9 protein-coding genes are annotated in these 12382 nt (G+C 39.0%); 3 read left to right on the top strand and 6 right to left on the bottom strand.

Annotated elements, in window-relative coordinates; genetic code table 11:
* Positions 1-60 (bottom strand): twin-arginine translocation signal domain-containing protein (locus ACZFYI_RS07720; protein WP_462523550.1); only part of this gene is annotated, 60 nt, incomplete at its 3' end.
* Positions 61-135: 75 nt separating this feature from the next.
* On the opposite strand from ACZFYI_RS07720, the gene ACZFYI_RS07715 reads away from it, so the two are divergent.
* From ACZFYI_RS07715 to ACZFYI_RS07705, 3 genes are all read left to right on the top strand, one after another.
* Entirely contained in the window at positions 136-1122 is a 987-nt protein-coding gene (locus tag ACZFYI_RS07715; RefSeq protein WP_462523549.1) for an aldo/keto reductase, read from the top strand.
* A 157-nt stretch (positions 1123-1279) separates the two neighbouring features.
* Positions 1280-2572 carry a glycosyltransferase family 4 protein gene (locus tag ACZFYI_RS07710; protein ID WP_462523548.1) on the top strand — a complete coding sequence of 431 codons (1293 nt, stop codon included), beginning with the start codon at positions 1280-1282 and terminating at the stop codon, positions 2570-2572.
* Positions 2547-3653, top strand: coding sequence for a DegT/DnrJ/EryC1/StrS family aminotransferase (locus ACZFYI_RS07705; RefSeq protein ID WP_462523547.1), 1107 nt, complete (start codon positions 2547-2549; stop codon positions 3651-3653). Before ACZFYI_RS07710 ends, ACZFYI_RS07705 begins: the two co-directional genes overlap by 26 nt.
* On the opposite strand, the gene ACZFYI_RS07700 is transcribed toward ACZFYI_RS07705, so the two are convergent.
* The 5 genes from ACZFYI_RS07700 to ACZFYI_RS07680 all read right to left on the bottom strand — a co-directional run.
* Positions 3635-4675: an adenylate/guanylate cyclase domain-containing protein gene (locus ACZFYI_RS07700; protein WP_462523546.1), complete on the bottom strand. Its 1041-nt coding sequence runs from the start codon at positions 4673-4675 to the stop codon at positions 3635-3637. The two genes, ACZFYI_RS07705 and ACZFYI_RS07700, sit on opposite strands and share 19 nt — an antisense overlap.
* Before the next feature lie 16 nt (positions 4676-4691).
* Complete coding sequence (locus tag ACZFYI_RS07695; protein WP_462523545.1) at positions 4692-5069, bottom strand: response regulator; 378 nt, start codon at positions 5067-5069, stop codon at positions 4692-4694.
* 10 nt (positions 5070-5079) lie between these two features.
* Positions 5080-8388, bottom strand: a complete 3309-nt coding sequence (locus ACZFYI_RS07690; RefSeq protein WP_462523544.1) for a sensor histidine kinase — start codon at positions 8386-8388, stop codon at positions 5080-5082.
* A 181-nt stretch (positions 8389-8569) separates the two neighbouring features.
* Positions 8570-9979 (bottom strand): sensor histidine kinase, encoded by a 1410-nt coding sequence (locus ACZFYI_RS07685; RefSeq protein ID WP_462523543.1) that lies wholly within the window; start codon positions 9977-9979, stop codon positions 8570-8572.
* A gap of 175 nt (positions 9980-10154) precedes the next feature.
* Positions 10155-12382, bottom strand: a 2228-nt coding sequence (locus tag ACZFYI_RS07680) for an ATP-binding protein (protein WP_462523542.1), incomplete at its 5' end; no start/stop codon positions are given.

The raw sequence follows: 12382 nt of genomic DNA, 5'->3' as shown, positions 1-12382 counted from the left end.
TAATGTTGCGGCTGCACCGGCAACGGTTAATGTTTGGAGAAATTTTCTTCTGGATTTCATAAGGGTAATTTAAACGTTTAAAGATAAAAATTTAAATTGCTTCCTGAAATCGATAGCCAAAATAATCAAAACGACATGAATAACAGGAAGCTTGGGAAAACAGGATGGGCCATTTCGGAGATTTCATTAGGCACTTGGCAAGTAGGAGGCGGATGGGGAAAACCTTTTGACGGCAAACTTGCCAATAGAATAATTCACACAGCAATCGATCAAGGGATCAATTTTATAGATACTGCAGATGTATATGATGGCGGTTTGAGTGAAGCAGCCGTAGGAAAAGCAGTAAGGGAAAGCCCTGAAAGAATATTTGTCGCCACAAAATGCGGAAGACAAATCCAACCTCATGTCAATGAAGGTTATACCCCAAAAATCCTGAGGACATTTGTGGAAGATTCTCTTAGAAATACAGGTCTGGATGCGGTAGACCTTATTCAACTCCACTGCCCACCTTCTCTTGTCTATAGTCGGGATGAAATATTTGAACTTTTTGAAAGGTTAAAGGAAGAAGGGAAAATCAATGCAATGGGTGTCAGTGTAGAGACTGTCGATGAGGCATTGGCTGCCATGAAATATGAGATCGTTTCTTCGATCCAAGTCATATTTAACATGTTCAGGCTGAAGCCTTCTGAAACTTTATTCTCCCATCCCGAAATAGACAATTTCGGGATAATTGCACGTGTTCCCTTAGCTAGTGGGTTATTGACCGGAAAACTTACCGCCGAAACCATTTTTTCAAAAGAAGATCACCGACTGTTCAACAGGAAGGGCGAAGCTTTTGACAAAGGGGAAACCTTCTCGGGTGTAGATTACCAAAAAGGGCTTCAGGCAGTGGAAGAACTAAAACAAATTTTCCGGGAAAGTGAGTCTTTGGCCTCTTGGGCCATCAAATGGGTGCTGATGTTTCCCCAAGTAACTACGGTAATTCCCGGTGCCTCAAAAATCGAACAGGTTATTTCGAATGTGGAAGCGTCCAATTCACCTCAGATTTCATCGGTCCAGATGGAAGCTGTCAGAAATATCTACGAAAGGTATTTCAAAGCCGATATCCATCATTTGTGGTAGAAGAAGAATGTTAAAACCTAGGAGCAAGGGAAAATTTTCCATGATCAATAAAACCTGAAATGGATTATTGAAAATTGATAACTGAAAATGACCTACTTTCTCATTACTAAAAAACTGACCACTGATAACCGTTTACTGACCATTATTTACCAACAACATGTCCAAAAGGGTACTAATCATCACTTATTATTGGCCTCCCTCTGCCGGTTCGGGTGTACAGCGATGGTTGAAGTTTGCAAAATATTTGCCTGAATTTGGTTGGGAACCGGTAATATTTACCCCTGAAAATCCTGATTTTGAATTGAAGGATGAAAGTATGCTAATAGAAATCAAACCTCCATTGGAGGTGTTGAAATTCCCAATATGGGAACCTTATGGTCTTTTCAGGAAATTGAAAAAAGAAAAACTCTCAGATACTGCCAAAGTCCTTGAAAAGAAAAAAAAGTCTTTGACCGATAAGGCTGGAATCTGGCTCAGGGCCAATGCCTTGATTCCTGACCCTAGGAGGTTTTGGGTGAAACCTTCTGTGGCCTTTTTGACTGATTTGATAGAAAAGGGTCAGTTTGATGCCATCATCACCACAGGTCCGCCCCATAGTTTGCATTTGATAGGATTGGAACTCAAAAGGAAAACAGGCATCATTTGGTTGGCGGATTTTAGGGATCCCTGGTCCAAGTGGGAATTCTTGGATACCCTTCCAATGCTGGATTGGGTTAGGAGGAAACATGAATCTCTGGAAAAAGAAGTTTTGCTGGAATCAGATGCCATCATTACTATTAGTCCCACCTTCCAAAAAGATTTTGAAACACTTTCAGGAAGAAAAATAAACATTATTACCAATGGCTTTGACACTACTGATTTACCGGAAAATTGGGAATCATTCCATCCCTCTTCCAAGGAGATAGAAATTCTATATACAGGTGTGATCGATGCGATCAGAAATCCAATCCCTTTCCTAATAGCTTTAAAGGAGGTTTTTGAGAAAAAGGCAATAAAAGTTACTTTGCGTTTTGTAGGCAAAGTTTCTGAAAATGTCAAATCCTTTATAGAATCAGATTCTTGGCTCCAAAATCACATCAGATTGGAAGGATATGTGTCTCATGGACAAGTGTTTTCTTTTTACAAAAAAGCGCATTTACTCTTGCTGATCCTGACTGATACCAAAAATGCGCAGGGAAATATTCCCGGAAAACTGTTTGAATATATAGCCACCGGAAGACCGATCATTGCATTGGGTGACCCAAAAGGTGACAGTGCCAAAATATTGGACAATTCAGGTTCAGGTCGGGTTTTCCCCCATACCGACTTAAAAGGAATCGAAGCCTTCCTTCAGAATTTTGAACCCAATATTGATTTTAGAAAATCAGGGTCTATCGGAAAATATTCACGAAAAAACCTCACACAGCAACTTTCCCAGCTACGCGATGAAAAAACAAATCCCATTTCTTGATTTGAGCAGGATTGATCAGGAACTAAAATCGGCTTTGGAGAAAAAATTTTCCGATATGCTTTCCAAAGGAATTTTTTCCAGAGGAGAGGAAGTAGAAACGCTTGGTAAAAATCTAAGTAAATTTTTGGGTACCAAAAATACCATAATTCCTTGTTCAAATGGAACTGATGCTTTGGAAATTGCCCTCCGCGCATTGGAAATCGGGACGGGGGATGAAGTAATAGTGCCGGCTTTGACCTGGGTTTCTACAGCAGAAGTGATAAAATTAGTGGGAGCCTCACCTGTTTTTGTGGATACGGATTCATCCGGACTCATGGACTTGGAGCAATTGGACAGCTTGACAACACCCAAAACAAAAGCTGTAATCCCTGTCCATCTGTATGGAAAAATGGTGGATATGGAAAAGCTCAACTCATGGGCCAAACCCAAAGGCATCAAAATCATAGAAGACAATGCTCAAGGTTTTGGTGCATATCAAAATGGCAAAAGTGCGGGATGTTGGGCAGACATAGGTTGTTTCAGTTTCTATCCAACCAAGAATCTTGGGGCTTTAGGAGAGGCCGGAGCATTGTCAACTTCTGATAAAAGTCTAGCCAAAAAAATCGAAATGCTGATCAATCATGGACAACCTATCAGAGACAAACATGAAATTGTAGGTAGGAATGCAAGAATCGATACCATTCAGGCCGGTTTTTTGAACGTCAAACTGGCCTATTTCCAAAAATGGCAAGATAAAAGAAAATACTTTGCTTCTCTTTACCTCCAACACCTATCCGGAATCGGTGATTTGATTCTGCCTGAGTCAATTTTGAATTCTGACCACAATGCTCATTTATTTGTGATTAAAACAGATTACAGGTCAGAATTGAAACATTTTTTACAGGAAAAAGGAATCCTTACTGCCATCCATTATCCCACTATTATCCCAAAAATGAATCCTTATCTTTCAAAAGGGTTATTTGTCAATTCTGAGAAATTGACTGCTTCATCCCTTTCACTTCCTCTAAATCCTTTCTTAGAGGAAAAGGAAGTTTTGAAGGTTATCCAACAGATAAAAATATTTTATTCTAGGACTTCATAGGTTAATACAGGCTTCTCTCTGTTCTTTAAATCGAAAGAACCGACTTTTTCAAAGTGAAAAGCATTTTTTGCCGCCTCATAGCAAGCTTCACTGACCAAGATCTGTCCCCTATTAGCTGCTGCCTGCAGCCTCGCAGCCACGTTTACAGTGTCACCAATGACAGTATAATCCAATCTTTTTAGTGTTGCGGATCCGATATTCCCCCATACCATGTCTCCGGTATTGATACCTATGGAAACATCCGGCTTGTAGTTTCCAGATTCGATACCAATTTTGGCTTCATGTATTTTGTTCCTGATGGAGGAACATGCCCTTAGAGCCCTTTCCAAGTGCTTTTCTCCTTTAAAAGTTGCCAAAACAGCATCACCCATGAATTTGTCAACAACACCGTTTTCTTTGATAATTTCCTGAACCATAATATCAAAATAGGCATTTAGCATATTGACAACCAAGTCGGCCGGTTCGTTTTCACTGATGGCTGTAAATCCACAGATATCGATAAAAGCAACTGTTCCATCAACAATTTCATTGTCAAAAAATGATGATTCCATTTCTTTGCCAACCATAAAATTAAGAACGGTTTCATCCACGTACATTTTGAGGATATTATTTTCCTTGATCGCTTTCAGGGTTTCCTTGATTCCCTTTACGTGTTTAATTGTCTTGTCAATGGTAATTTCCAAATCGGTAAAATTCACCGGTTTGGTCACAAAATCAAATGCACCGCGGTTCATAGCAATGCGGATATTGTCCATATCTCCATAGGCAGAGACTATCACAGATTTCAATAGAGAATTGGTCTCACTCAATTTTGTCAACAAAGTAAGTCCATCCATTTCGGGCATGTTGATATCACTCAGCACCATATCGACATCTTTGTGCTCGACAAGTTGTTCCAAAGCATGTCTACCATTCATCGCAAAAATAAATTCGTATTCATTTTCACGGATTTTTTGTCTGAATTTCTGTCTTATCAGAATCTCCAAATCAGCCTCGTCATCTACCACTAATATCTTTGCCATATCCATATGCTTTATTTTAAGCTTTTATCAGATCCAAAATCTCCTTTCGAAGGGATTCGAAATCAATAGGTTTGGTGAAAAATTCCTTTGCACCGGATTTGATCGCCTTGTTATAATTGTCACTATCGCCATAGGCAGATATCATACTAACACTAATCTGGGGAAATCGTTTCTTCACCTGATCAAGCAATTCCAATCCAGTCATTCCAGGCATGTTGATGTCTGAAAATACATATACCACATTAGGCGGATCCGATTCCTCCAAGATTCTCAAAGCCTCTGCACCGGAAAAAGCAAATACTAGCTCTAATTTTTCAGACCTCGTTTCCTTTCTGAATTTTTGCCTAAAAAGCATTTCGACGTCTTTTTCATCATCGACAATCAGTATTTTCATAACAACTTTTTTATTGAATTTTTGGAATTAAAATAATAAACCTGGTGTATTCACCTACTTGAGAGTCAATCTCCAAAACACCATCATGGTCTTTGACAATGTCATTCGTGATACTCAATCCTAAGCCTGTTCCCTCCGTCCCCTTTTTGGTTGTGAAAAACGGCATCAACAACTTATCCTTGATATTATCAGCTACTCCGGGTCCATTATCTTCCACCACAACCATCACACTGTCATCAAGGTTTTTGGTGCTAACTGAAAGTTTTGGAAGGTAATCTTTCCCGAGAGCTTCGGTTTTATCCCGCATTGCATCAAATGCATTTTTGCAAAGGTTCAAAATTACCCTGCTAAAATCCTCCGGATTCAGCATCACTTTGGGAAGACCTTCTTCCAATTGGACTTTTATGTCGACATTGATCGGATTCTTATTTGCCCGCATGCCATGGAAAGCCAAATTAACGTATTCTTTGATCAATTCGTTAAGATCTGTTAGTTCTTTGATCCCTTTGCCGCCACGAGAATGCATCAACATAGACCTTACAATGCCATCTGCCCTAGAGCCATGTTGCAGTATTTTGGCGAGATTTCCTTTGACATCTCCCAATAGAGATTTGATATCTTCAGTAGTTTCATTTTCCTCGAGTTTTCCTACAGATTCACTGATTTCATCCACATACTCCATGCTGAGTTCCGAAAAATTATTCACGAAGTTCAAGGGGTTTTTGATTTCATGTGCTATACCTGCAGTAAGCTGTCCCAAGCTGGCAAGCTTTTCCTGTTGGATCAGTTGTTCTTGGGTAGCTTTGAGGTTTTCATAGGCCTTTTCAATTTCTTTGGCTTGAGCCAATTCCCTTTCCCTTGACCTCTCCCGTTCTTTGGCGATCAGTCTTTTCTTTTGGGTTAAATAAACCAAATAGCCAATTCCTACAAAACAGAGAACATATAATAAAAATGCCCACCAAGTGGCGTACCAAGGAGGAAGGATGGTAAAAGTATAAGTAGCTTCCTTACTGATGACATTGTAAAGGTTTTTTGCCCTGACCCTGAATGTATAGGTACCTGTGGCCAAGTTGGTGTATTCTTTATAAGAGTTGTCTCCCCAATCTGTCCAATCAGGATCAAAACCCTCCAGATATGTCTGGTAAACTGTCCTGTCTTCCTGTTCAAAAAATGGAGCGGCATACATAAACCGCAATGAATTATTGGATTGTTTGAGAGAAATACCTTCACCTGAATCCAAACTTAGAGTATCAGTTTTTGTGATTGCTTGACGCAATAATGTTGAAAACTCCTTTTGAATTTTATTAGCTCCCTTTTCCTCCATTCTCACCAATCCGTCCCCACTTCCTACCCAAACCGTACCATCTTCCTCAGGATAAATTGTGGTAATATCCTCCCATGGATAGGCATTGAAAAGGTCATCCTCCAATTTATAACCTCCAGAAGGCAAAGGAGTAGCCAAACGGATTCTATTTTTGATAGTGATCCATACTCTACCTTTTTTATCCTCTACCATCGAAAAATTATCTGTAGAAGAAAAATCTATTTTGATCTCACCAAAAGTGCTGTCCATTTCAAAATTTCCACTTTCGGGATTATATGAGGAAAGTCCCTGTTCCGACAATGCGTAAACTTTGCCGGCATTGCCATAAATTATTCCATTTCCAGCTTTTCTTCCAGTCTCTTGACCAAAGATTTCAACCTTTGAATTTTCGAAATCAAAATCCCCTTTCTCATCTATCACTGGTGTGATTTTATAAGCAATGCCTGACTGCGTACCTGCCCAAATTTCTCCCTCCTTACTTTCTGCTAAAGTCCAAATTTCAAAGAAATTTCCGGGAAAATAACCTTCCCTCTCCCATACATCACCATTTTCAGATAGTTTTAGGACTGACAAACCAAAAGAATTCCCAACAAAAATCCGGTTTTTTAAAAATTTAGAATCTAAAAATGCAAATGCAAGATATCTATCATCTTCATATTTATAGTCAAGTTCCAAGTCTTTATTTAAAACAGCCATGCCATTCATGACAGGGAAAATCAGATTCTCCCCTTTTTTTAACATATCAAAAACCTGAACAGCACCTCCAAATTCCCCTGTGTCAAAAACCCTTTTCTCCTTATTTAGAACCGAAATTCCGATTGGAGTACCAATGAATAAATTACCTCCCATTCGATCAATGGAGAGTACGCCTGTTTTCAAGCCGGATTGTTTTGAAAAAGTGGTAATGGAGGAGCTCAATTCTACTTTGGAAATACCATTATCAAGACCCAACCAAAGCATTCCCGAAGTATCGAGATAAGGCCAATAAACTGATTGATCCTGCAGACCTGATGAATAAGTGATTTTTTGAAGAAGTCTCCCCTCGGGACTCATGATAAAAACCCCTTCCCCAATTACCAATACCAAAAAATTCCCATCAGGAAGCAGCAAACCCCGATAAAGGAAATTATCAAAAATTAAAGGATCAATATCAGTTTTGAACCTAACAAATTCCTTTCCGGTATAACGATAAAAACCATCATTTGAAGTACCTACCAAGTATTGGCCTTTCCCAAACTGGTCTTCGGGCAAAGGCAACATGATATAAATCCTAGTTGAACTGAGTGATGCTGACTCTGAAACAAATTCTATTTTATCGTCATTAAATTTATAAAGTCCCTTGTCTGGCTGGAACAAATATAATTCATCTCCAAAATTAATGCTATAACTAAAAAACGTATCAGCTTTCCAGATTTTAATACCCCTATCAGCTTTTTCTGAATTTGCTTCAAATCTAAACAGGTATTCCCTAGATTGTATGTATATAAAGTCCCCGATAATCTGAACTGACCTGATATCAGAAAAATCCTTGAACTCATCAGGTACCAATCCTGCCAATGAAACAGCCTCAGTGTTACCAAAAGAGTCTGTTTGTAAATAACCGAAGTTTTCTCCTCCACCAAAATAGATTTGGCCATTGCTATCTTTTTCAAATGCCCTTATTGTCTGGGTACCTTCTGTTCCAGAAATTCCAATCTTCCTCCAATTTACCCCATCATATTCTGTAATTCCGGCCGAAGTACCAAAATACATCACACCATTGTCACTTTGGATTACTCCCCAGACCTGGCCATGTCCTTTATAAGTTTTGGGAGAATAATTGGTAATCAGAGGAAAACCAAGTTCGGGATTGGATTGGCTTATTGCTTCAATTTGAAATAAGAACAAAAAAAATACGGGGAAAATTATGAAGCTTTTGGCTTGGATAAAATATTGGGTTGGGCGTATGGTTATCTCCATATAGGTGGCGCTGTCATTCAAGTAAGAAAAATACATAATCTATTTGACATTTGGAATTTACTATGCCAATTACATGGTTTGAATTCATGGCGATCATTTCAACACCTCGATTTTATTGATGATTTTACATTGTTGATCATTTAATTGGCACCAAACATTACTCGGAACCTGGTATTTAAAGAGAAAGAATGGCTTTTTCCCATTAATTTCTTTTTAATCAAAGAGGCAATTCTATAACAAAAGTAGTCCCTGTCCCCTTTTCATCTATGTTCCCGGCAGTTTTGCTTATTACCTTGATTTCTCCTCCATGTGCTTTGATGATGTCATAACTCAGACTCAGCCCCAATCCCGTCCCCTGTCCGGTGTGCTTAGTTGTAAAAAAAGGCTGGAAGATTTTATCTTTGATATCAGCGGGAATTCCCAGTCCATTGTCAGAAATAGTAATCTGTACACGGCTTTTACTCTGCTTTCCGGTTAGGTACTTTGTAGTAACTGTCACTGTAGGTTGGTAGGTCTCAGGTGAATCATTCATATTGCCCGCCTGGTCTTTTAAGCGTTTCTTTCGATCGGAACAAGCATAAAATGCATTATTGATCACATTCAAAAATACCCTTCCAATATCCTGAGGCACGATATTTACTTGTGGCAAGGACTGATCAAAATCCATTTTAAAGTCTGCATTGAATGTTTTGTCTTTTGCGCGCAATCCATGGTACGATAACCTCAAAAACTCATCTGCCAATTCGTTGATGTCGGCAAGTTCCTTTTGACCGGATCCTGTCCTGCTATGCTGCAGCATACCTTTCACAATGGTATCAGCCCGCTTTCCATGGTGATGTATCTTTTTAAGATTTTGGATAATATCATCAGAGATAGCTTTGGCTTCAGCCACATCTCCCTTGTCCAATTCATCTTTGAGTTCCTGAAGCAATTCTTCACTGACCTCAGAAAAGTTATTGACAAAGTTCAAAGGATTTTGGATTTCGTGAGCGATGCCTGCGGTCAGTTCTCCCAATGAGGCCATTTTTTCTGCTTGGATCAGCTGACTTTGGGTGGATTTCAATTCACTCAGTGTTTTTTCCAATTCTTCCTTTTGACGTGTAAGCTCTGCCGTACGGGCTGTTACCTGGATTTCAAGTTCAGCTTTGATTTTTTGGGAGATTTCAAATTCCCTTTCCTTTTCAATGGCTTTTAGCCGCTCTATCTCCAAGGCTTTCCTCTGCCTTCTGCCACTCCACCATATGGACAAAGCCCACATCAAGGCAAAGAAACCCGCAATCTCAAAGTAATTTTCTATGCTATCATAAAAACCAGGACCCACACTTTTTATCAATTGACCGGAAAAAGATATGGCCATAAATGGAAGAATGGCATAAACCAAGGATTTTCCTTTTGAAAATTCCGGTACCTTGTAAGATAGAAAAGTCACTCCCCCAAACAATAAAATTGTCAAAATGGTGAGGACTAAAACCGGCAAAAAATGGGTAATTTCCAGAAAGATAAGAGCCGCCCCTGTACCCATTCCAATTCTGAGCAGCTTCTCCCAATTGAGAAAATCTACTGTTATTTCCCTATTCTTCCTGAGATAGTTGAGAATAAAAATTGAAATGATATTTTCTAAGATCATATTTCCTTGAGTGAGATAACTTTTTTGGAATATTCAAAAACCAAAAGGAAATTCTAAAATACGTTTTTTAAGCAAAAATCTACCTTTAGAGAAACAAAACATTCATGTTTCGAACCAAGGAATTATTCTATTTTACAATCAGATTAGAATTTGTGGTGTTTTCACACAGATAAGTCTAAGCTGGCAATTGGATCACAAACTCCGTCCCTTCTCCCTCTTTGCTATTCACAGTGATCTCCCCTCCATGTGCCTTTATGATATCATAGCTCAAACTCAGCCCCAATCCCGTCCCCTGTCCCGTAGGCTTGGTGGTGAAAAAAGGCTGGAAGATTTTGCCTTTGATTTCTGTAGGGATTCCTGAACCATTGTCAGAAATGGTTATTTCGACCACTTTGTCAAGTTTTTTGGTATGTACAACCACCTCAGGTTTATAATCAAGAATTCCTGATTTCGATTTTTTGTCGACCACGTAAAATGCATTATTGATTATATTCAACAAAACCCTTCCCAAGTCCTGTGTCACCACAGGAATTTTTGGCAAATCAGGATCAAAATCCGTTTTGAAATCTGCATTGAATGTTTTGTCCTTTGCCCTTAAACCATGGTAAGACAGTCTAAGGAATTCCTCAGCGAGTGTATTGATATCAGTTAGAATAGCCTCTTCTGAGCTCGTTCTGCTATGCTGTAGCATTCCTTTCACAATAGAATCCGCCCTTTTGCCATGATGCTTGATCTTTATCAAGTTTTGCCTGATATCCCCTAGGATTTCAGTAATCAAGGATTCATCTCTTTCCTCCTGGGTTTTTCCCCATTCTTCTTCTATTTCTTCAATCTGTTCATCGCTGACTTCTGAAAAATTGATTACAAAGTTCAATGGATTCTGTATCTCGTGGGCGATACCTGCCGTGAGTTCTCCAAGAGATGCCATTTTTTCAGATTGGACAAGTTGCTTTTGCGTTTCCTTAAGGATATTAATTGTTGTGCTCAATTTTAGAAAAGATTCCGCATTGTCCAGTGCTATTGCTGAATACAATGCGATGGTGCGTAGCATATAAAGGTGGTAATCTGTAAAAGCGTTTTTATTGAAACTCTGCACTGTGATCACACCAAACATCCTTCCCTTCACCTTCAGCGGCAAATAAATGAGAGCGACAGGTACCTTGCCTTCCGAAGCAGTAGGCATTGACTGTAGGTGCTTTTTATATTCATTATTGAGATCATTGATGACAATTTCCTTCCCCGTATTGAAACAAACGGATGCCAATCTGTTTTTGTCATCCACTGAATTGGAATAAGCAGGCAAGGCTTCACCGTTTTCATAAGTAGATGGGAAATCCAATGATTTGGTTTCTTCATGGTAAATCCCTATTCCGAATATAGAAGCTTCCATGAGACCATTTACATTGTTGTAAACGGTGCCGATAATCTTATCCACCGACAATGAGGAGGTTACCTTTCGCCCTATCTCGCTCAACAATTCCACATTGTGGTAAGATTTCTCTAAATTGTCTTTTTGAATTGCAAGCTGCCTTGCCTTTTCATCAATTTCCAGTTTTTGTTTTTGAAGGAGGCGGTTCGCTTTTTGTTTTTGACGGATATTCCGTACGAGAAGAAAGGCTGTAATCAAAATAAGTCCCAATACAATCAAGGCACTGATCAGGAAATTCTGCTGTAATTTCTGCTGCTCATTGAGCAAGGCAATTTCATCTTCTTTTAATTGCATTTCGAAATTATGCTCCAACAAAGTTGATCTGTTTCTGATTTCATCACTTTGCATACTGTCCCTGTAACTGATGTATAGGTTCCTGTAGGTGTATGCGTTTTTATAATCATTGTTAAGTAAAAATGCTTCTGATAATGCTTTAGCATTATCCCGCAAATCTTCCATATACCTTGTTTTGACTGCCAAACCATAGCCCCTTTCAGCATAATATAATGCACTGTCAGCCCTGTTTTCCTTAAAATGTGCACGGGAAAGAATGCCATAGATCCATGATTCCAAATCAGTCGCACCCAATTCTTTGGCAATAGGCAATGCCTGATAGGCATTATCAAATGCAAGCTGCAAACTGTCCAAGTGGATGTACACGTCAGCCATGTTTCCTTTAAAAAGCAACTTGTTAAGAGAAATCGTTGTAATGGAAAGGGCCTTCTTATAGTAATCAAGAGCCTCAGGGTATTTTTGTGTAAGCCTGAAATTTTCCCCTAAACCATTATAAAGAGTACTGAGTTGGTTGTTTCCTAATCCAAGTTTTTTGATCAGATGAGGTAATTTTTGATAATATTCATTTGATTTTCCATAATCTCCTATCTGTGCATACAGGTTTCCTAAATTTAAATATGATAAAAATAAAAAATTCTCATTAGCTTGTTCTTGGGCCCTCTTTAAAGCCTGTATACTAT

This window comes from Aquiflexum sp. (assembly GCF_977115555.1).
The sequence above is the reverse complement of the archived record's forward strand: the minus strand, read 5'-3'. Positions and strand labels throughout refer to the sequence as shown.